The sequence below is a fragment of the Pseudoflavonifractor intestinihominis genome (assembly GCF_040096055.1).
GTDB lineage: Bacteria > Bacillota > Clostridia > Oscillospirales > Oscillospiraceae > Pseudoflavonifractor > Pseudoflavonifractor intestinihominis.
In genome coordinates this window covers 83857-103732 of sequence record NZ_JBBMFK010000009.1, presented here as the reverse complement: position 1 = coordinate 103732, position 19876 = coordinate 83857, and the positions used below count along the sequence as shown (strand labels likewise).

Annotated in this window: 18 protein-coding genes; 13 read left to right on the top strand and 5 right to left on the bottom strand. The window is 65.0% G+C overall.

All coding sequences use genetic code 11. The features are described from left to right. The first annotated feature begins 57 nt into the window (after positions 1-57). Positions 58-1791 (top strand): ABC transporter ATP-binding protein, encoded by a 1734-nt coding sequence (locus WMO64_RS07180; protein WP_294518520.1) that lies wholly within the window; start codon positions 58-60, stop codon positions 1789-1791. Then, positions 1784-3823, top strand: coding sequence for an ABC transporter ATP-binding protein (locus WMO64_RS07175; protein ID WP_349231538.1), 2040 nt, complete (start codon positions 1784-1786; stop codon positions 3821-3823). The genes WMO64_RS07180 and WMO64_RS07175 overlap by 8 nt, the downstream gene beginning before the upstream one ends. 61 nt (positions 3824-3884) lie before the next feature. On the opposite strand, the gene WMO64_RS07170 is transcribed toward WMO64_RS07175, so the two are convergent. Genes WMO64_RS07170 through WMO64_RS07160 form a run of 3 tightly spaced genes read right to left on the bottom strand, consistent with a single transcriptional unit; the run spans position 3885 to position 8118 of the window. Beyond that, positions 3885-6200 carry a transglutaminase domain-containing protein gene (locus tag WMO64_RS07170; RefSeq protein WP_349231537.1) on the bottom strand — a complete coding sequence of 772 codons (2316 nt, stop codon included), beginning with the start codon at positions 6198-6200 and terminating at the stop codon, positions 3885-3887. Continuing rightward, positions 6197-7204, bottom strand: coding sequence for a DUF58 domain-containing protein (locus tag WMO64_RS07165; protein WP_349231536.1), 1008 nt, complete (start codon positions 7202-7204; stop codon positions 6197-6199). The genes WMO64_RS07170 and WMO64_RS07165 overlap by 4 nt, the downstream gene beginning before the upstream one ends. Then, positions 7204-8118, bottom strand: coding sequence for an AAA family ATPase (locus WMO64_RS07160; RefSeq protein ID WP_349231535.1), 915 nt, complete (start codon positions 8116-8118; stop codon positions 7204-7206). The genes WMO64_RS07165 and WMO64_RS07160 overlap by 1 nt, the downstream gene beginning before the upstream one ends. Positions 8119-8518: 400 nt before the next feature. Here WMO64_RS07160 and rimP point away from each other — a divergent pair, with 400 nt between their 5' ends. The 10 genes from rimP to ribF all read left to right on the top strand — a co-directional run bounded on the left by rimP (position 8519) and on the right by ribF (position 17503). After that, entirely contained in the window at positions 8519-8974 is a 456-nt protein-coding gene (gene rimP / locus WMO64_RS07155; protein WP_349231534.1) for a ribosome maturation factor RimP, read from the top strand. A gap of 47 nt (positions 8975-9021) precedes the next feature. Next, entirely contained in the window at positions 9022-10215 is a 1194-nt protein-coding gene (gene nusA, locus WMO64_RS07150) for a transcription termination factor NusA (protein WP_349231533.1), read from the top strand. Between the two features lie 42 nt (positions 10216-10257). Further along, complete coding sequence (rnpM, locus tag WMO64_RS07145) at positions 10258-10530, top strand: RNase P modulator RnpM (RefSeq protein ID WP_294516928.1); 273 nt, start codon at positions 10258-10260, stop codon at positions 10528-10530. Beyond that, on the top strand, positions 10523-11101 hold the full coding sequence (locus WMO64_RS07140) for a L7Ae/L30e/S12e/Gadd45 family ribosomal protein (RefSeq protein WP_294516932.1): 579 nt from the start codon (positions 10523-10525) through the stop codon (positions 11099-11101). The genes rnpM and WMO64_RS07140 overlap by 8 nt, the downstream gene beginning before the upstream one ends. A 125-nt stretch (positions 11102-11226) precedes the next feature. Further along, the gene (infB, locus tag WMO64_RS07135; RefSeq protein ID WP_349231532.1) at positions 11227-13641 is read left to right on the top strand and encodes a translation initiation factor IF-2; all 2415 of its coding nucleotides are present in this window, start codon (positions 11227-11229) and stop codon (positions 13639-13641) included. Positions 13642-13733: 92 nt separating this feature from the next. Continuing rightward, positions 13734-14144 (top strand): hypothetical protein, encoded by a 411-nt coding sequence (locus WMO64_RS07130; protein WP_349231531.1) that lies wholly within the window; start codon positions 13734-13736, stop codon positions 14142-14144. A 53-nt stretch (positions 14145-14197) separates the two neighbouring features. After that, positions 14198-14587: a 30S ribosome-binding factor RbfA gene (rbfA, locus tag WMO64_RS07125; RefSeq protein WP_294516940.1), complete on the top strand. Its 390-nt coding sequence runs from the start codon at positions 14198-14200 to the stop codon at positions 14585-14587. A gap of 6 nt (positions 14588-14593) precedes the next feature. Next, positions 14594-15541 (top strand): DHH family phosphoesterase, encoded by a 948-nt coding sequence (locus WMO64_RS07120; protein ID WP_349231530.1) that lies wholly within the window; start codon positions 14594-14596, stop codon positions 15539-15541. Positions 15542-15724: 183 nt separating this feature from the next. Further along, positions 15725-16594, top strand: a complete 870-nt coding sequence (gene truB, locus WMO64_RS07115) for a tRNA pseudouridine(55) synthase TruB (protein ID WP_349231529.1) — start codon at positions 15725-15727, stop codon at positions 16592-16594. Between the two features lie 3 nt (positions 16595-16597). Next, a complete protein-coding gene (ribF, locus tag WMO64_RS07110) occupies positions 16598-17503 on the top strand; it encodes a riboflavin biosynthesis protein RibF (protein WP_349231528.1) in 906 nt (301 codons plus the stop codon). Between the two features lie 47 nt (positions 17504-17550). Here the strand turns inward: ribF and WMO64_RS07105 are convergent, their stop codons facing one another. Both WMO64_RS07105 and WMO64_RS07100 read right to left on the bottom strand, forming a co-directional pair. Continuing rightward, entirely contained in the window at positions 17551-18594 is a 1044-nt protein-coding gene (locus WMO64_RS07105) for an LCP family protein (RefSeq protein WP_349231527.1), read from the bottom strand. A gap of 189 nt (positions 18595-18783) precedes the next feature. Next, positions 18784-19059, bottom strand: a complete 276-nt coding sequence (locus WMO64_RS07100) for a hypothetical protein (RefSeq protein WP_294516955.1) — start codon at positions 19057-19059, stop codon at positions 18784-18786. A 134-nt stretch (positions 19060-19193) separates the two neighbouring features. Here WMO64_RS07100 and WMO64_RS07095 point away from each other — a divergent pair, with 134 nt between their 5' ends. Further along, complete coding sequence (locus tag WMO64_RS07095; RefSeq protein WP_349231526.1) at positions 19194-19856, top strand: Crp/Fnr family transcriptional regulator; 663 nt, start codon at positions 19194-19196, stop codon at positions 19854-19856. The last annotated feature ends 20 nt before the right edge of the window (positions 19857-19876 follow it).

The following is a 19876-nucleotide window of genomic DNA, read 5'->3' as shown; positions in this document are numbered from 1 at the left end:
CCCCCGGGACAGCCGGTCCCTGCACTCTCACGATTCCAACTGCAAAGGAGCGATTTCATGATCAAACGTCTGAACGCCTGTATTCAGGAGTACAAGCGGGACACCATCCTGACCCCCATCTTCGTTATCTTCGAGGTGGCCTTTGATGTTCTGATCCCCATGATGATGGCCCAGCTCATCGACAAGGGCATCGAGGCCGGGAGCATGGAGAACATCGTGCGGTACGGCGTACTGCTGGTGGTGATGGCCCTGGTGGCCCTGCTGTTCGGCGCCCTGTCCGGCCGCTTCGCCGCAAAGGCCGCCACCGGCTTCTCCCGCAATCTGCGCCGGGAGATGTACCGCAACGTGCAGAAGTTCTCCTTCTCCAATATCGACAAGTTCTCCACCGGCGGCATCATCACCCGCCTGACCACCGATGTGACCAACGTGCAGATGGCCTTCATGATGATCATCCGCATCGCCGTGCGCTGCCCCATCATGCTCATCTGCGCCTGGGCCCTCACCTTTACCATCAGCCCCAAGCTGGCCCTTATCTTCCTGATTGTCATCCCCATCCTGGCTCTGGGCCTGTTCCTCATCATGACCAACGCCCACCCCATCTTCGAGCGGGTGTTCAAGAAGTACGACTGGCTCAACAACGTGGTGCAGGAGAACCTGCTGGGCATCCGGGTGGTCAAGTCCTTTGTCCGCGAGGACCACGAGCGGGCCAAGTTCGGCAACGTCTCCAACGAGATCTTCACCGACTTCACCAGGGCCGAGAAGCTCATCTCCTTCAATGCGCCCCTGATGCAGCTGTGCGTGTACGGCTGTATGCTGACCGTGTCCTGGGTGGGCGCCCATCTGGTGGTGGGCGGCGAGATCACCACCGGCAACCTGACCAGCATGTTCAGCTACATCATGATGATCCTCATGAGCCTGATGATGTGCTCCATGGTGCTGGTGCAGATCATCCTGGCCCGCGCCTCCGCCGAGCGTATCTATGAGCTGCTCAGCGAGGAGAGCGACCTGAAGAACGGTCCCAACCCCGTCACCGAGGTGAAGGACGGCTCCGTGGTCTTTGAGAACGTGGGCTTCAGCTACGCCAACGACCCCAATAAGGAGTGCCTGAAGGACGTGAACCTGACCGTCAAGTCGGGCGAGACCGTGGGCATCCTGGGCGGCACCGGCACCTCCAAGACCACCCTGGTCCAGCTCATCCCCCGCCTGTACGACGCCACCGAGGGCCGGGTGCTGGTGGGCGGCGTGGACGTCCGGGACTACGACATGGAGGCCCTGCGCCAGCAGGTGGCCATGGTACTCCAGAAGAACGTGCTCTTCTCCGGCTCCATCAAGGAGAACCTGCGCTGGGGCGACGCCGACGCCACCGATGAGGAGATGGTCCGCATGTGCCGTCTGGCCCAGGCCGACCCCTTCATCCAGGAGTTCCCCGACAAGTACAACACCCACATCGAGCAGGGCGGCTCCAACGTGTCCGGCGGCCAGAAGCAGCGTCTGTGTATTGCCCGCGCCCTGCTGAAGCGGCCCAAGATCCTCATCCTGGACGACTCCACCTCCGCCGTGGACACCAAGACCGACGCCCTCATCCGCCAGGCCTTCCGGACCGAGATCCCCGACACCACCAAGTTCATCATTGCCCAGCGTATCTCCTCCATTGAGGACGCGGACAAGATCCTGGTGATGGAGGGCGGAAAGATCAGCGCCATGGGTACCCATGAGGAGCTGCTCAAGACCTGCCAGACATACCGCGAAATCTACGATTCCCAGACGAAGGGAGGCAGCGACGATGAATAAGAAAGCCCAGCCCTTCAACAGACGTCATACTGCCGGTCGGATCCTCAGCTATGTGTTTGCCGGCTACAAGTTCCGCTTCTTCCTGGTGCTGCTGTGCATCCTGGTCAGCGCCATTGCCTCCGTGGGCGGCTCCCTGTTCCTCCAGGCCCTCATCGACGACTACATCGCCCCCCTGCTGACCATGGAGACCCCGGTATACACCGCCCTGCTCCAGGCCCTCATCATGATGGCCTGCCTGTACGTCACCGGCGCCCTGTGCACCCTGGCCTACAACCGGATCATGGTGACCATCTCCCAGGGCGTGCAGAAGACCATCCGCGACGACCTGTTCAGCCACATGCAGACCCTGCCCATCAAGTACTTTGACACCCACGCCCACGGCGACGTGATGAGCGTGTACACCAACGACGTGGACACCCTGCGCCAGATGCTCTCTCAGAGCATCCCCCAGATGTTCAACTCGGTGGTCATGATCGCCGTCACCTTCTTCGCCATGCTGTTCAAGAACGTGTGGCTCACCATCGTGGTGCTGCTGTGCGTGGGCTGCATGCTGGTGGTCACCCGTTACATCGCCGGCCGCAGCGCCAAGTACTTTATCCGCCAGCAGATGAAGCTGGGCGACCTGAACGGCTACATCGAGGAGATGATCAACGGCCAGAAGGTCATCAAGGTTTTCTGCCACGAGGAGGAGGCCGAGAAGGGCTTTGACGAGGTCAACGACGCCCTGTGCGACAGTGCCTATCAGGCCAACAAGTACGCCAACATCCTCATGCCCATCATGATCAACATCGGCAACATCCAGTACGTCATCGTGGCCATGGCCGGCGGCCTGATGGCCCTGGGCGGCTTCGACACCGGCATCACCCTGGGCGTTATCGCCTCCTTCCTCCAGCTGTCCAAGAGCTTCAGCAACCCCATCAGCCAGATCTCCCAGCAGCTCAACTCCGTCATCATGGGTCTGGCCGGCGCCGAGCGTATCTTCCAGCTGATGGACGAGGCCCCCGAGGAGGACCACGGCGTGGTCACCCTGGTAAACGTGTCCTACGACAAGTCGGGCAGCCAGCTGGAGGAGAGCGAGAAGCGGACCAACCTCTGGGCCTGGAAGGTACCCCACGGCGTGGGCGCTACCATGGTGCCGGTGCGCACCCGGGAGGACGGAAGCCTTAAGGAGCTGAAAAAGCCGGAGGCGGGTTCCGCCTGGGCCTGGAAATACCCGGAGACCGAGACCGGCCCCTCCTACCGTATCATTCAGGGCCCCGTGCGCAACGTGGAGGGGGAGGACCACTACCTGGTCAAGCTCTCCGGCGATGTGCGCTTCGACGGCGTGGACTTCGCCTATGAGCAGGGCAAGACCATCCTCCACGGCATCACCCTCTTCGCCAAGCCCGGCCAGAAGCTGGCCTTCGTGGGCGCCACCGGCGCGGGCAAGACCACCATCACCAACCTGATCAACCGGTTCTACGACATCGCCGACGGCAAGATCCGCTACGACGGCATCTCCATCAACAACATCCGCAAGAGCGACCTGCGCCGCTCCCTGGGCATCGTGCTCCAGGACACCAACCTGTTCACCGGCACCGTCCGGGAGAACATCCGGTACGGCAACCTGGACGCCACCGACGAAGAGGTGGAGGCCGCCGCCGTGCTGGCCAACGCCGACGACTTCATCCGCCGCCTGCCTCAGGGCTACGACACCATGCTCACCGGCAACGGCGCCAACCTGTCCCAGGGCCAGCGGCAGCTGCTGGCCATCGCCCGGGCCGCCGTGGCCGATCCCCCGGTCATGATCCTGGACGAGGCCACCTCCTCCATCGACACCCACACCGAGGCCCTGGTCCAGCGGGGCATGGACAGCCTGATGAGCGGGCGGACCGTGTTCGTCATCGCCCACCGGCTCTCCACTGTCCGCAACTCCGACGCCATCATGGTGCTGGATCACGGCCGCATCATTGAGCGGGGCAGCCACGAGGACCTGATCGCCCAGCACGGCGTGTACTACCAGCTCTACACCGGCGCTTTCGAGCTGGAGTAAGACCATTCATCCCATACAAAAAGCCTGCCGGACGCATATGCGTCCGGCAGGCTTTTTTCGCTCAATACAGTCCCAGAACGTACCGGAACACCAGCCGGTCCAGTCTGCCCCGGCTCTGGTCCGCCGCTTCGGCCCCCTGCTCCGTCAGAGCGCGGGCGGTCTCCCGCTCCTGGGCCGTCAGCACGTGGGCGCTGAAGGTCGCCTTCTTGGCCAGGGTCTCCAGGGTCTGGTCCACGGTCCCGCCGGTGTGGGCGGCCACCTTCTCCATGTAGAGATACATCTCGATCACCGCCCGGTTGGGATCGGGCTGTCCGAACTTACGGGCTCTGCTCCGGGCCGCCAGATGGCGGCGGAGCACCAGACCGGCTACCGCCAGCACCAGCACAGCGGGAATGGCCAGCAGCCACAGCCAGGGGCTGAGGGGCTCCCGCTCCTCTGTCCCCTCCGGCGTCGCTGGCTCCCAGGTGGGCCGCGGCGCCTGGCTGTGGGTGGGCGCGGGGGTGGCCTCGGGGGCCTGGGTCTCGGTGGGCGCCGGCGTCTCCTCCGGCTCCTTCTCCCAGGCAAAGGTGCCGTCGTAGCCCGGCGTCACCTCCACCGGCTGCCAGCCGTACCCCGTCAGGTACACCTCCACCCAGGCGTGGGCGTTGTAGTCGGGCACATCCACCCACTCCCCCGCCACCGTGTCCGCCACATAGCCGGACACATACCGGGCAGGCAGACCGATGCTCCGCAGCATCAGGGTGGCGGTGGTGGCGAAGTGCATGCAGTAGCCCCGGCCCTCGTCCAGGAAGTGGGTGACAAAGTCCGTGCCATCCGGGGCCGCGGGGGTGTCCGGGTCGTAGACGGCGATGGAGGACAGATAGGCTGCGATGTACCGGGTCAGGGACACAGCGTACGGTACCCCCTGATCCATGTTCGCCTCCATCTCCTCCATGGCCTCCGGGCTGTTCCAGCCCGCCAGGTCCTGCACCAGCCCGTCAATCTCCGGCTTCAGCTCCTCGGGGAGCTGAAGGTAGTTCTCATAGACGAAATAGCGGTAGCTCTCCTCCGCCTGTGCGGCATCCCCCGTGAGCCTGGCCCTGAGGGGGCTGGCCGTCTCACGGGCGTAGAGGATGTGGGTCCACACGCCGGTGCCACGGGCCAGATAGGCGTCCCCCACGAACTCCGCGCCGGTCATCCGGTCGGGGGTGGTGCTCAGCTGGTAGGGGGTGTACACGAACCGGTCGGCCGCCCCCACGTTCTCCACCTCGATGCGGACAGAATCTGCATCGGCGTCCGCCATGGCGGGGAAGTTGATGGGCTGGTAGTCCCCGATGCCGTCTATCTGCAGTTCCGTCCCGCTCTTCATGGAGGAGATAGCCGCCATATCGGGCACGGTAAACGTCCACCCCTCCCGCATCTGCTGGTACACCTCGTCGGACAGCTGTTCCCAGCCGCCGCCGGTGTAGACGGCGGAGGAGAAGCCACGCAGGTAGATGTGGCCGGTGGTCTCGCTGCGCACCCGCAGGGCCGTGTCGCCGTCAAAGTCCAGGGGTCCCACCCGGCTCAGGTCGATCTGGTCGGAGCCGGAGGCCAGGCCCAGGTCCGCCCCGGCGTTGGCCACGCCCCGCCCGGCCGCCGCCAGGCGGTCGATGATCTCCAGCCGGGCCTCCGCCGCCCAGTCGGTCTGCTCGTACTCCTCCCTGGGCAGGGCCAGCCCCAGCCCCGCCAGCAGCAGGGCGCACAGGGGCAGCGTCATGAGCACGGTCTTGGCGCTGCCGGACAGGTCCTTCTTGTTGGCCTGGCGCACCAGCAGGCCCACGCCCCAGAACAGGAGCAGCATCAGCAGGGGCGTCCAGCCCGGGGTTACGGTCACCGACAGCGGCAGCGCCAGCAGCGGGAAGGTGCCCCAGAAGGTGAGCCAGAAGGACCGCATCCGCTGCCACAGCCACCCGATCCAGAAGGCCAGGGCCACGGTCAGCAGGAGGAACAGGGCGGTCATGGCCGCCGCCTCGCTCCCCAGGGTGGTCTCGCCGGTCAGGGATGTGATATCCAGGGTCACACTGCTGCCCAGAGCCCAGGCGAAGGTGTTCACCACCTGCCGGGCCAGCACCAGGCCGCCCAGCTCCAGCAGATCCAGCCAGCGCCAGGCCGTCACCGCCACAGCGGCGGCACAGCCCAGATAAAGCGCCCCTCTGGCCCAGCGCCAGGGCAGGGAAAACACCGCTGTAAAGAGGGGCGCGCACACCAGGCAGGTGACGGTGATGGTCCGGTAGTCCACCGGCAGGTGGAAGGCGGAGATCAGGCAGAACACCGTGCCGTACAGGCCCAGGAAGAGCATCAGGCAGTCGGAGAGGACCACCGCTGTGCGGCGGGTGAGGGTGAGATTTTCTCTCATTGGGTACCCTCCTCTCCCCTGCCGTCCCCGGCGGTGATGTGGAGACTGCGGACCAGGGCGCCGCCGCCCCCATTCAGTCTGGCCGCCGCGGTGTGGCCGTCAGCCGGGGCGGGGGTGGAGAAGATCTCCCACTGGCAGGCCCGCAGGTCGGTCAGGCTGGACACTCTCCGCTCCCTGACCCGGCCCGCCCCCTCCTCCAGCCATCGGACAGCGTGGGGCCGCTCCCGCTCGATGAGGGCACGGGACACCGCCTCCAGCCGGTCCTGGATCAGGTCCAGGTCCTCCGGTGTGCCGAAGTGGTCAAAGCTCAGGACAATGACGGCCTTCTGGGGCTCCAGGGTCTCCCGCACCACCAGGGCATCCACCTTGGTGGACAGCTTCCAGTGGACCGAGCGGAGGGGGTCCCCAGCCCGGTAGGGCCGCAGGTCGTAGTCCTCGCCGGGGCCGCCGCCGGGCCGGGGCCGCATGACCTGGTTCTTCTCCGCCCCCAGCAGGGCCGGCACCGGCTCGGGGGGCAGGTCCAGGGGGAGCACCGCCAGCTCGGCCGCCGGGGGAATGGGCCGCCGGAAGGCGAACAGCCCCAGCAGGTCGCACACCCGCACCCGCGCCACCCGGCAGCGCACCATGCCGCAGTGGCCGGTGGGCAGGCCCTCCCGCCGCACCGCCCCCAGGGACGCCCCGGACAGCTTGACCCGGGCTCCGCCGGACTGGCCGTTCATGGCGTTGTCCCATCTCAGGTCCACGGTCAGCCGCGCCACCGGCAGGCGGCTGCGGCTGATGACAGTGAGCTGGGCCTCCGCCGTCTCGTTCCGGCGCACAGCCCGGGCAGACAGGCCCAGCTCCACGGCGCAGCCCAGCATGCCCGGCAGGCTCACCAGCAGAGAGAACAGGGGGAACACCAGAGCGAGCACCAGGACATAGAAGGAAAAATATCCGTTGAAACACACGAAAAAGAGTACCGCCGCCCCCAGCGCCAGCAGATACCCCACCCGGCACCGGGCCATTACTGCACCTTGGGCGGCGTCACCGCCCGCATCACGTCCTCCAGCGGGTCGTTCTCCCCGGCTCTGGGGGAGAGGATGAGCCGGTGGGCCACCGTGTCCTTGAACACCATGGTCACATCCTCGGGCAGCACGTAGTCCCGGTTCTGGACAAAGGCGGCGGCCTTGGCCATGGCGGACAGAGCCAGAGAGGCCCGGGGGCTGGCCCCCTGCTCGATCATGGGGTGGACCCGGGTGGCCCCCACCAGAGCCACGATATAGTCCAGCACCTGGTCGGACAGGTGGACGGCGTCCACCTGCTTCTGAAGGTCCAGCAGGCCGCCGTGGTCCACCACCCGCTCCACGCTGTCCAGGGGGTTGCCCCCCTGCCGGCGGCGGAGCATCTCCTTCTCCGCCTCGGGGGCGGGGTAGCCGATGGACAGCCGCACCATGAACCGGTCCATCTGGGAGTCGGGCAGCAGCTGGGTGCCCGCAGCCCCCGCCGGGTTCTGGGTGGCGATGACGATAAAGGGCCGGGGCACCGGGTGGGACACGCCGTCCACCGTCACCTGGCCCTCCTCCATGGCCTCCAGCAGGGCGGACTGGGTGCGGCTGGTGGCCCGGTTGAGCTCGTCGGCCAGAAACAGGTTGCACAGCGCCGCGCCGGGCTGGTACTCCATCTTCCCCGTCTCTTTATTATAGAGGGAGAAACCGGTGATGTCGGAGGGCATCACATCGGGGGTGAACTGCACCCGGTTGTAGTCCAGGGACAGCGCACGGGAGAAGGCCAGGGCCATGGTGGTCTTGCCCACGCCGGGGATGTCCTCCAGCAGGATGTGCCCCCGGGCCAGGATGGCCAGCAGGGCACGGGCGATCACCTCGTCCTTGCCCACCACCGCCTTCTTCACTTCCTGTAAGATATGTACTGCCTGGTTCATGCCTCTTTCTCCTCATTTTCCTTTTTATATATGTAGAATAATCCTTTATTTTACGGTTTATCCAATGCATATTATTTTAAGTACAATTTCAGTTCATGTCAACGCGGAATACGCTGCCAGGGCCTCCCGCTGTCCGCTTTCTCTGTAATGATATCGCTGCAAAGCGTAAAAATGTTGCAGGCCGGCTGTTTTTTCTCCTTCCAGCCTCCATTTCGTCCATTTTTACCTGCCCTCATCCTGTGAAAAAACAGGGAAAGGCCTTGCAATGGAACGCGTTCCGTGGTATACTGCGTATGATAGTAGAGGAAGTATGGTGAGAGTGGGGCTTTGCTCCGCTCTTTATTATTGAAAAAAACCGGTTTGGTTTTTTCTGACATTTTATACCGAAGGAGGCTCCTCTATGGCGAAAGTCACTGAGCTGGTCCGGGCGCTGGCCCAGCCCATCGCGGCGGAAAACGGCTGCAGCATCTGGGATGTGGAGTATGTGCGTGAGGCGGGCACCTGGTTTCTCCGGGTCTATCTGGACAAGGAGGGCGGCGTAACCATCGACGACTGCGAGGCCGTGTCCCGGCCCCTGTCCGACGCCCTGGACGAGGCCGACCCCATCGAGGGCAGCTACACCCTGGAGGTCTCCTCCGCAGGCATCGACCGGGTCCTCCGGCACCCGGAGCACTTCGCCGCCTTCCTGGGCGCCGAGGTGGAGGTCCGCCTCTACCGCCCCGTGGAGGGCCGCAAGGACCATGTGGGCATTCTGAAAGGCTACGAGGACGGCGATGTGACGGTAGAGCTCCCCAAGGGAGCCGTGACCTTCCCCAAGAAGGACGTGGCCCAGGTGCGGCTGTACGTCCGTGTTTGATTCCCCGCCGGGAATCCGTTATGGTATAAGGAGTTTGATGAAGGATTATGGCTAAGAGAAATGCAAAGGCTCAGAAGAGCAATGAGCTGGACGGCAAGGAGTTCTTCGCCGCCATCGGCATGATCGAGCAGGAGAAGGGCATCCCCAAGAGCTATATGCTGGAGAAGATCACCCAGGCCCTGATCAGCGCCTACAAGCGGGACCATGAGGGCGCCGGCGACAACATCGTGGTGGACGCCAACGAGGAGAAGGGCGAAGTCCGCATGTTCGTCAAGAAGGACGTGGTGGAGACCGTGGACAACCCCTTCACCGAGATCAGCCTTGCCGACGCCCGGATGCGCCTTCCCCACATCCAGCTGGGCGACGTGGTGCGTATGGAGGTCAAGACCAAGGACTTTGGCCGTATCGCCGCCCAGACCGCCCGTCAGGTCATCATCCAGGGTATGCGCGAGGCCGAGCGGGGCATGATTTATGATGAGTTCAGCTCCAAGGAGCACGAGCTGCTCACCGGCGTGGTCACCCGCATCGACCCCCGCTCTGGCTCCGCCAGCCTGCGCATCGGCTCGGGCAGTGAGGTCACTGAGGCCTTCCTGGCTGTGGGCGAGCAGGTCCGGGGCGAGACCATCCACGAGGGCGACCGGCTGAAGGTGTATGTGGTGGAGGTCCGCCGCTCCACCAAGGGCCCCCAGGTCCTCATCTCCCGCACCCACCCCGGCCTGGTCAAGCGCCTGTTCGAGCTGGAGGTGCCCGAGATCTACGACGGCACCGTGGAGGTCAAGTCCATCGCCCGCGAGGCGGGCAGCCGCACCAAGCTGGCCGTCTGGTCCGCCGACCCCAACGTGGACCCCATCGGCGCCTGCGTGGGTCCCCGGGGCCAGCGCGTGAACAACATCGTGGAGGAGCTCAAGGGCGAGAAGGTGGACATCATCAAGTACTCCGACGACCCCGCCGAGTACGTGGCCGCCGCCCTCTCCCCCGCCGACGTCATCAGCGTCACCACCCTGGACGACGGCAAGAGCTGCCGCGTGGTGGTGCCTGACGACCAGCTGTCCCTGGCCATCGGCAAGGAGGGCCAGAACGCCCGCCTGGCCGCCAAGCTCACCGGCTTCAAGATCGACATCAAGCCCGCCTCCAACCCCGGCGGCGATGAGGACCAGGAGTCCGACGAGGTCGTGGTGGACGACGCGCCCGTGGAGGCCGCCCAGACCGCCGAGGCCGCCGACGAGCCCCTGGACGTGTAATTTGATTTTCTGATTTTCCCGTGGAAAGGGGGCGCTTGTCCCATGCCCAAAAAAATTCCCCTGCGCCAGTGCCTGGGCTGCCGGGAGATGAAGCCCAAGAAGGAGCTGATCCGTGTGGTCCGCTCCCCCGAGGGCGAGGTCTCCCTGGACTTCAAGGGCAAAAAGCCCGGCCGGGGCGCTTACGTCTGCCCCAACCCTGAGTGCCTGAAAAAGGCCCGAAAGGCCAAGGCGTTGGAGCGCGCCTTCTCCGCCCCCCTGCCCGACGAGGTATGGGACGCCCTGGAGGCGCAGATGAAGGAGGCCCCCGATGTCTAACGCCATTCTCTCTCTCATCGGCCTGTGCAAGAAGGCAGGACGGCTGGAGGTGGGCGAGGAGCCGGTGGGCGCGGCCGCCCGCGCCCACCACGCCAAGCTGCTTCTGGTGGCCGCCGACGCCGCCGACAACACCCGCCGCCGCTGCGCCCATTTCGCCGAGGCGGGCGCCGTCCCCTGGACGGAGCTGCCCTTCTCCAAGGCGGAGCTGGGCGGCACCGTGGGCCGCAGTTCCTGCGCCCTGGTGGCCGTCACCGACATCGGCTTTGCCTCTTCCCTGGCCGCCAAGCTGGCCCTGCTGGACCAGGCCCGGTACGGCGAGCTGTCCGCCGCCCTGGACACCAAGGCCCAGAAGGCCCTCCAGCGGCAGAAGGAGCAGCGCCAGCACGAGAAAAATCTCCGTGAGGGCAAGCGCAAGCCCTGGGCCGCGCCCCCAAAAGAGCAGAAAGCCCCGCCCGCCCCGTCCAACCCCCCCCTGCGCTCCTCCCCCGCCCCCTCCGGGCGGCCCAAGGTGCCCAAGGGTAAACTGCAGGTCAAGGGCGGACTCCACCGGGGCCCCAAGCCCAAGGCATGAACAAGGTTTTCCCGCCGCTGCGGCGGTTTCCCATAGAGAACGTATCCGTTTCGAGCAGAGAGCTTGTTCCAATAAGAAAGCGCAGGGAACCCTGCCTGCGTTTTCCTATTGGTGCAGGCTCCACAATGGAGGTGGCTCATTTGCTGAACAAATACCGTGTGCACGAGGTCGCCAAGGACTTCAAAATGAACTCCAAGGATATCGCCGATATCCTCACCAAGTACGCGACCACGCCCAAGAACCATATGCAGGTGCTGGAGGACAGAGAGCTGTCCATCATCTTTGAGTATCTGACCCAGCACCACCAGGTGGACAGCATCGAGAGCATTTATGCCGATGTGTACCACGAGCCCAAGAAGGCGGAGGCCCCCAAGGCCGCCCCCGCCCAGAACCAGCAGGGCGCCAAGCAGCCCAAGGACGCTCCCAAGGCGCAGGCTCCCCAGCAGCAGGCCCAGCGGCCCGCTGCCCAGCAGAACCAGAATCAGAACCAGAACCAGCAGCGGCCTCAGCAGCAGGCCCAGCCCCAGCAACAGACCCAGGACCGCCGTCCCACCACCCGCGTGCCCGAGAAGAAGGTGGTGGACACCCGCAAGAGCGGCAACGTGAACCTGGAGAAGTACGACGAGCGCCTGGAGTCCTTCACCTCCGAGCGCCAGCAGCAGGGCGGCGGCAAGCAGAAGTTCCAGGGCCGCAACCAGCGCCGGAACAACAGCTTCCAGGGCAACAAGCGCCGGGCTGAGGAGCAGGAGAAGATGCGCCGGCTCCAGGCCGAGATCGCCAAGAAGCACCCCACCGTGGTCAAGATCCCCGACGAGATCGGCGTGGGCGAGCTGGCCAGCCGGATGAAGAAGACCGGCGCCGAGGTGGTCAAGTGCCTGATCAAGAACGGCGTCATGGCCTCCCTGAGCGACATCATCGACTTCGACACCGCCGCCATCATCGCGGAAGAGATGGGCTGCAAGGTGGAGAAGGAAGTCATCGTCACCATCGAGGAGAAGCTCATCGACACCGCCGAGGACAAGGCGGAGGACCTGGTGCCCCGCGCCCCCGTGGTGGTGGTCATGGGCCACGTCGACCACGGCAAGACCTCCCTGCTGGACTATATCCGCAACGCCCACGTGGCGGCCGGCGAGGCCGGCGGCATCACCCAGCACATCGGCGCCTATCAGGTGGACGTCCAGGGCAAGCCCATCACCTTCCTGGACACCCCCGGCCACGAGGCCTTCACTGCCATGCGTGCCCGCGGCGCCATGATCACCGACGTGGCCATCCTGGTGGTGGCCGCCGACGACGGCATCATGCCCCAGACCGTGGAGTCCATCAACCACGCCAAGGCCGCCAATATCCCCATCATCGTGGCCATCAACAAGATGGATAAGCCCACCGCCAACCCCGAGCGCATCAAGGAGCAGCTCACCAAGTACGAGCTGGTGCCCGAGGAGTGGGGCGGCGAGACCATCATCTGCCCCATCTCCGCCAAGACCGGCGAGGGCATCGACAACCTGCTGGACATGGTCATCCTGACCGCCGAGATGCAGGAGCTGAAGGCCAACCCCAACCGCTCCGCCCACGGCGCCGTCATCGAGGCCCGGCTGGACAAGGGCCGCGGCCCCGTGGCCACCCTGCTGGTGCAGAACGGCACCCTCCACCAGGGCGACATCATCATCGCCGGCACCGCTGTGGGCCGTGTCCGCGCCATGACCAACGCCCGGGGTGAGAAGGTCACCGAGGCCGGTCCCTCCGTGCCTGTCGAGATCATCGGTATGAGCGAGGTGCCCGGCGCCGGCGACGACTTCCACGCCGTGGCCGACGAGCGCATGGCCCGCGAGCTGGTGGAGCAGCGCAAGCACGACCAGAAGATGGCTGCCTCTGGCGGCGTGAAGCAGAAGGTCAGCCTGGACGATCTGTTCAGCCAGATCCAGCAGGGCGAGATCAAGGACCTGAACGTCATCGTCAAGGCCGACGTCCAGGGCTCCGCAGAGGCGGTGAAGTCCTCCCTGGAGAAGCTGTCCAACGACGAGGTCCGGGTGCGGGTCATCCACTGCGCCGTTGGCGCCATCAGCGAGAGCGACGTCATGCTGGCCACCACCTCCAACGCCATCATCGTGGGCTTCAACGTCCGCCCCGACAACAACGCCAAGGAGACCGCCGCCCGCAACAAGGTGGATATGCGGATGTACCGCGTGATCTATGACTGCATAGAGGAGATCGAGACCGCCATGAAGGGCATGCTGGCCCCCAAGTTCAAGGAGGTCTTCCTGGGTCAGGCCGAGGTCCGCGAGGTGTTCCGTATCACCGGCGTGGGTATGGTGGCCGGCTGCTATGTCACCAACGGCAAGATGCAGCGCGGCGCTCAGATGCGTCTCCTGCGGGACAACATCGTCATCTACGACGGCTCTATCGCCTCCCTCCAGCGCTTCAAGGACAGCGTGAAGGAGGTCGCCCAGGGCTACGAGTGCGGTATTACCTTCGAGAAGTTCCAGGACATCAAGCAGGGCGACGTCATCGAAGCCTACCTGATGGAACAGATTGAGGTGTAACCCCTCATTTTTCTCATTCTACAAGACCCCAAAAGCAGGGCGGGCGTTTTCGCCCGCCCTGCTTTGCTTATTTGTCTCCCCTGGAGGTCCCCATGAGCTGTGTATATCTCCTAGCCGCCTCCCATTCCCTGCCCCTCTACGACTCCGGCATCCGCCGCCTCCGCACCGTGAAGGCGGGCGGTATGACTGTCACGCTGGAGGAGGACGGCTTCTCCGTACAGGAGCATGAATACTACCGCCAGGCGGTGGATTGCCTGGCGCTGGACATGCAGCCCTGCCGGTATGAGCTGAACCTGTACCCCACCCAGGAGGACGCCGCACAGCTGCGGGCCTATCTGTCAAAAAACTGCGCCCGCGGTGAGACCGTGGAGCTGTGGCACCTCTGGGTGGGCGGCGGGGCGCACAGGATACGCCGTTTCTCCGGCCCTCTGTCCGCTTTGGCGCAGGACACGCTGGAGCAGCTGGAGGAACACCAGCAGACCTGCCTGACCATTGCAATATAGCGCGGAGGCCCTTTCGGGCGCCTCCCCGCTCACTTATGAAAGGAGATCCGATCATGTCGAGCAATCGAATCGGACGCATCAACGAAGAAATCCAGCGTGAGCTCTCCGGCCTCATCCGCACGGTGAAGGACCCCAGAGTCCACGGGCTGGTCTCTATCACGGCGGTGGACACCACCACCGACCTGCGGTATGCCAAGGTCCACGTCAGCGTGCTGGACAAGAGCGACGTCAATGAGGTGGTCAAGGGCCTCAAATCCGCCGCAGGCTACCTCCGCCGGGAGCTGGGCGCCGCCCTCTCCCTGCGGTACACCCCGGAGCTGATCTTTGAGAAAGACGACTCCATGGCCCAGGGCGCTCACATTCTGAGCATGCTGCGGGACCCCGAGGTGGTCAAGCCAGCCAATCCCGCCAACGCCCACATTAATCTGGACAGCGAGGAGTGAAGTCCCATGACCTATACGGAAGCCGCTGAACTGCTGCGGCGTCAGGACGATATTCTCATTCTCACCCACCGCCGGCCCGACGGCGACACCATCGGCTGCGGCGTGGGCCTGTGCGCCGCCCTGCGGGAGCTGGGCAAGACTGCCTGGCTCCTGCCCAACGCCGACGCCACCAGCCTCTTTACCCCCTATCTGGAGGGCTATCTGGCCCCTGACGGGTTCTCCCCCGCCTTTGTGGTCAGCGTGGACATCGCGGGCCGGGGGCTGTTCCCTGAAAATGCCCGCTGCTGGCTGGACAAGGGCGTGGACCTGGCCATCGACCACCACCCCTCCAACGAGGGCTTCGGCAGGGAGAACTGCGTGGACCCGGGCCGGGCCGCCTGCGGCGAGCTCATCTATGATATCGTCCGCCAGTGGGGGCCTGTGTCCCCTGCCGCCGCCCTGGCCCTGTACCTGGCCGTGTCCACCGACACGGGCTGCTTCCTCTACAGCAACACCACCTCCGGCACTCACCGGGTGGCCGCCGCCCTGATGGACACCGGCATCGACTACCGCAGCGTCAATAAGCGCCACTTCCGCACCAAGAGCTTCAAGCGCCTGCAGCTGGAGAGCATGATCACCGAGGGCATGGAGCTCTTCGACAACGGCACCATCGCCATCGCCGCCGTCACCCTGGAGATGATGAGGGCCCTGGACGCCCACGAGGAGGACGCCGAGGACATCGCCGCCTTTGCCGGACAGGTGGAGGGGGTGGAGACCGCCGTCACTATCCGGGAGCTGCGGCCCGGAGAGTGCAAGCTCTCCGTCCGCACGGCCGCAGGGCTCAACGCCTCGGCGGTATGTGCCCTGCTGGGCGGCGGCGGACACGCCGCTGCCGCCGGATGCTCGGTGATGGGTTCCGTCTCCGACGCCAAGACCGCCATTCTGGACGCCATCCACCAGATCCAGCAGGGCTGAGGAGGCCGGAATGCCGAACGGAATCATTGTGATTGACAAGCCCGCCGGATGGACCGCGTCGGACCACGCCCTTGTGGAACGCGCCGCCGCTGGAGCAGCGGCGCTTATCCCGGCGGGCGGCTCCTCCTTTTCGCGCCGCACCCGCTGCGCTGGGCTGCGCCGCGAGTTTACGGAGGGCTGAGTATGGCAAATGGAATTATCGTGATCGACAAACCCGCCGGATGGACCAGTATGGATGTGTGCGCCAAGATCCGGGGCGTGCTCCACGAGCGCCGGGTGGGCCACGCCGGGACCCTGGACCCCATGGCCACTGGTGTGCTGCCCGTCTTTGTGGGCCGGGCCACCCGGGCGGTGGAGTTCGCCGCCGAGGGCGGCAAGGAGTATGTGGCCGGGCTGCGGCTGGGCGTTGTGACCAACACCCAGGACACCTCTGGCACCGTGCTGGAGGAGAGGCCCGTGGCTGTTGACCGCTCCGCCCTGGAGGCCGCCCTGGCCCCCTTCCGGGGGGATATCCTCCAGATCCCCCCCATGTACTCCGCCATCAAGCGGGACGGCAAGAAGCTCTACGAGCTGGCCCGGAAGGGCCAGGAGGTGGAGCGGGAGCCCCGCCCCGTGACCATCTACGGCCTGGACGTGGTGGAACAGACCGGCCCCGCCGACTATCTGCTGCGGGTCAAGTGCTCCAAGGGCACCTATGTCCGCACCCTCTGCCATGACATCGGCCAGGCTCTGGGCTGCGGCGGGTGTATGTACTCTCTCCGCCGCACCGAGGCCGCCGGGTTCTCCCTGGACCAGGCCGTCACCCTGGACGCCCTGCTCTCCGCAGAGGACCCCCAGAGCCTGCTGCTGCCGGTGGACGCCTATTTTGCGGGAAGGCCCATACTCATTCTGAAAGCTGGGCCGGAGAAAAAGGTGCGCAACGGCACGGCGGTGTCCGTCCCACAGGCAGCCGACGGCCAGTACCGGGTCTACGGTGAGAGCGGCGCTTTCCTGGCCCTGGGCCAGGTCAGCGGCGGCCGTCTCACCACCATCAAGAGCTTTTTCGAGGTGTAAACAATGGAGCAGAAAAAACGGGTCATCGCCCTGGGCTTTTTCGACGGCGTACACCGGGGCCACGGCGCACTGCTGAGCCGGGTGGCCCAGGTGGCCCAGGAACTGGGAGCCATCCCCGCCGCCGTCACCTTTGACACCCATCCGGAAAACCTGATCATCGGCAGCCCCATGCCCCTCATCAGCTCCCCCCTGGACCGGGCGGAGCTGATGCGCCGGTACTACGGCATCCAGGAGGTCATTGTGGCCCATTTTGACGACCGGATGATGCACATGCCTTGGCGTGACTTTGTCACCGACTTCCTCGTCCGGGAGAACGGCGCCGTCCACCTGGTGGCGGGCCACGACTTCCACTTCGGCTACAAGGGGGAGGGCAACCCGGAGCGGCTGAAGGCCATCTGTGCCGAGCTGGGCCTGGGGTGCGACATCATCCCCAAGGTGGAGCTGGACGGCATCACCATCTCCTCTACCTACATCCGCACCCTGCTGGCCCAGGGGGAGATGGAGCGGGCCAACTACTTCCTTGGCCACCCCCACACCCTGACCGACACGGTGTCCCACGGCAAAAAGCTGGGCACCACCCTGGGCTTCCCCACGGTGAACCTCCGCTTTGCCCCCGGCGTACTGGTGCCCGCCCATGGCGTGTACGCCACCAAGGTGTGGTTCGAGGACGGCAGCAGCCGCCCTGCGGTGACCAACATCGGCGTCCGCCCCACGGTGGACGCCCACGGCGCCGTCAACGTGGAGGGCTACATTCTGGACTTTGACGGAGATCTGTACGGCCAGACCATCCGTATGGAGTTCTACCGCCACCTCCGCGGGGAGCGGAAGTTCCCCAGCCTGGAGGCCCTGCGGGCCGAGGTCATGCACAACGCAGACCAGACCCGGGAATACTTCGCGGAACACACCTGAGAACATACGAAAAGCGCGTCTGCCGCAGGGCAGACGCGCTTTTTCTGTCACTTGACCTGGAACATGTTGGTCATGTCCATAGTGATGTCAGTGGTGTAGGGGTTGAGATAGTTATTGATGATCTCCAGGCACTCCTCGGGGTAGTACTGCCAGCACCAGCTCCAGCCCTTGTAGCTCACCTCGCCGTTGCCGGGGAACACGGTGGTGGTGACGCTGCTGTCCAGGTCCACATAGATGCCCCGGGTGGCGAAGAAGGCCAGGTCGCTGGCCGACATGTTGGTCTTTACGTTCTGCCCCACGATCTCTGTGAACTGGGTGATCTTGGGGATGCTGTTCCAGGAGATCAGCTTCCGGGCGATGGCCACCATCAGCTCCCGCTGGGTCTGCTCCCGGTTGGTGCCGCTGCCGGCGTACACGTCGTAGACATTGTTGGGATAGGTACCCGGTCCGTCGGAGTTTTTCCGGCAGCGTGCGATCTCCAGCACCTGCTGGCCGGTGAGGTCGTAGTGCATGCCCTTGTCGTAGTGGATGTGGAGATTCTGGTCGTCCGCGTCGTAGTTCATGTCCACAGGGACATAGAAGTCCACGCCGCCCACCGCGTCCACTACCTCCACAAAGGCCTTCAGGTCCACGGTCACGTAGAAGTCGATGGGGATGCCCAGCATGTCGGCCACCACGGCCCGCAGCTCGTCAATGCCGCCGTAGGAGTAGGCGGAGTTGATCTTGTAGTATTTGTGGCTGCCGTACTTGCCGTTGACCAGGGTATCACGGGGGATGGACACCAGGGCCACCTTCTGGTTGGGCACGTCGTAGGACGCCACCATGATGGTGTCCGAGTTGCCGCTGACCTGGTCGCTGGCGGCCAGGAGGAAGGTGTAGAACTGATCCTTCCGCTCCAGTGTCTGCTGGCTGGGCGTGACCGTGCTCTCGTCAATATCCGGTGTGTCCGGGTTGTCGGTGGGGTTTTCCGCCGTCACATCACCGGTGGGCGCCGGAGGGGTCTCCACTGTGGGCGCGGGGACCAAAAACTGAAACAGCGCGTAGGTGGTCACGATCACCGCGGAGAGTGCCACCACTGCGGCGTAAAACATCCGCAGCGCCCTGCCCAGCGGTGAGCCCCGCCGTCGTTTCTTCCTTTTCTTCCGTACTCCTGCCATGGGGTATGATCACGCCCGCTTTCTTTCGCGTTATGTCAACAAATGGTATTATACTGGATAAGACGGGCGGGGGCAAGAAAAAGTTGTTGAACTTTATATTATTTTAATCTTCCGCCCCGGCTGTCACAGCTTGGCCAGCAGCGCCGCCGTCAGGGCGTTGACCGCCCCCAGCAGGTCCACCAGCGACTGGTTCTGGCGCACCGACTGCTCCACCAGCTGTTCCAGCAGCGCCCGCTCTGCCTCGCCGTCCCGACAGCTCCCCTGGGGGCGGACAAAGACGGTGTTGGGGTTGATGTAACGGTTCATGGGCATCTTCTCCAGGTCTTCCCAGGAGCTCACGGGCCGGGCTGCGGACCGCCCCTGGCCGCCCTGCCGGGCCCGGCATCTGCATTCTGCCATCTGCATTACCTCCATTCTCTGCCCCATTCTATGCATCCCGTCCCCCTTCCGCGCCGAAAGATGCTTGACTTTTCCAGCAAAACACGGTATTCTGAAAACTGTATCAGATGAGACAGTTTTTGGAGGTGGCATCTATGGCGGAGCTGGAGCGGTCAGATCTGGCTCTGCTGGCCCGCACGCCGCTCTTCCAGGGACTGCCTGAGACCCTGGCCCTCCGGGCGGCTGCCGACCGGCGGTCCACCCTGGCGGAGGCAGCCCGTGGGGAGACCATCTACACCCCCCACGCCTTTTCCCGCAGCCTGGGAGCGGTGCTCTCCGGCAAGGTGGAGGTGCGCAAGGGGGAGCTGATCGTCAGCGTACTGGGGCCTGGGGACCTGTTCGGCGCCGCCGCCCTCTTCAACGACCGCACGGACTACGCCGCCCAGCTCACCGCCCGCTCCCCCTGCCGCATGCTGCTTCTGCCCCAGGAGCTGGTGGAGGAGCTGATGGCCGCCTCCCCCACCCTGGCCCGGCAGTACATCCGCTACCTGTCCGGCCGCATCCGCTTTCTGGAGCAGAAGATCGACAGCCTCGTCGCCGGTACCGCCGAGGAGCGGCTCACCCGCTTTCTCCGCGCCAGAGTTCGGGACGGCGTGGTGCCTCTGGACTGCTCCCTCACCGGACTGGCCGGGCGGCTCAACGTGAGCCGGGCCTCCCTGTACCGGGCCCTGGACGCCCTGGAGGACCGGGGCGCCATCCAGCGGGAAGGCCGGGCCATCCGGGTGCCGGCGCCGGAGCTGCTGGAACCCATGCCGTGAACCATCATTATTTCAATGAG

Excerpts from the sequence above, each read along its gene's own strand:
- WMO64_RS07180 (WP_294518520.1), top strand. The coding sequence starts at position 58 with ATGATCAAACGTCTGAACGCCTGTATTCAGGAGTACAAGCGGGACACC.
- WMO64_RS07175 (WP_349231538.1), top strand. The coding sequence starts at position 1,784 with ATGAATAAGAAAGCCCAGCCCTTCAACAGACGTCATACTGCCGGTCGG.
- WMO64_RS07170 (WP_349231537.1), bottom strand. The coding sequence starts at position 6,200 with ATGAGAGAAAATCTCACCCTCACCCGCCGCACAGCGGTGGTCCTCTCC.
- WMO64_RS07165 (WP_349231536.1), bottom strand. The coding sequence starts at position 7,204 with ATGGCCCGGTGCCGGGTGGGGTATCTGCTGGCGCTGGGGGCGGCGGTA.
- WMO64_RS07160 (WP_349231535.1), bottom strand. The coding sequence starts at position 8,118 with ATGAACCAGGCAGTACATATCTTACAGGAAGTGAAGAAGGCGGTGGTG.
- rimP (WP_349231534.1), top strand. The coding sequence starts at position 8,519 with ATGGCGAAAGTCACTGAGCTGGTCCGGGCGCTGGCCCAGCCCATCGCG.
- nusA (WP_349231533.1), top strand. The coding sequence starts at position 9,022 with ATGGCTAAGAGAAATGCAAAGGCTCAGAAGAGCAATGAGCTGGACGGC.
- rnpM (WP_294516928.1), top strand. The coding sequence starts at position 10,258 with ATGCCCAAAAAAATTCCCCTGCGCCAGTGCCTGGGCTGCCGGGAGATG.
- WMO64_RS07140 (WP_294516932.1), top strand. The coding sequence starts at position 10,523 with ATGTCTAACGCCATTCTCTCTCTCATCGGCCTGTGCAAGAAGGCAGGA.
- infB (WP_349231532.1), top strand. The coding sequence starts at position 11,227 with ATGGAGGTGGCTCATTTGCTGAACAAATACCGTGTGCACGAGGTCGCC.
- WMO64_RS07130 (WP_349231531.1), top strand. The coding sequence starts at position 13,734 with ATGAGCTGTGTATATCTCCTAGCCGCCTCCCATTCCCTGCCCCTCTAC.
- rbfA (WP_294516940.1), top strand. The coding sequence starts at position 14,198 with ATGTCGAGCAATCGAATCGGACGCATCAACGAAGAAATCCAGCGTGAG.
- WMO64_RS07120 (WP_349231530.1), top strand. The coding sequence starts at position 14,594 with ATGACCTATACGGAAGCCGCTGAACTGCTGCGGCGTCAGGACGATATT.
- truB (WP_349231529.1), top strand. The coding sequence starts at position 15,725 with ATGGCAAATGGAATTATCGTGATCGACAAACCCGCCGGATGGACCAGT.
- ribF (WP_349231528.1), top strand. The coding sequence starts at position 16,598 with ATGGAGCAGAAAAAACGGGTCATCGCCCTGGGCTTTTTCGACGGCGTA.
- WMO64_RS07105 (WP_349231527.1), bottom strand. The coding sequence starts at position 18,594 with ATGTTTTACGCCGCAGTGGTGGCACTCTCCGCGGTGATCGTGACCACC.
- WMO64_RS07100 (WP_294516955.1), bottom strand. The coding sequence starts at position 19,059 with ATGGCAGAATGCAGATGCCGGGCCCGGCAGGGCGGCCAGGGGCGGTCC.
- WMO64_RS07095 (WP_349231526.1), top strand. The coding sequence starts at position 19,194 with ATGGCGGAGCTGGAGCGGTCAGATCTGGCTCTGCTGGCCCGCACGCCG.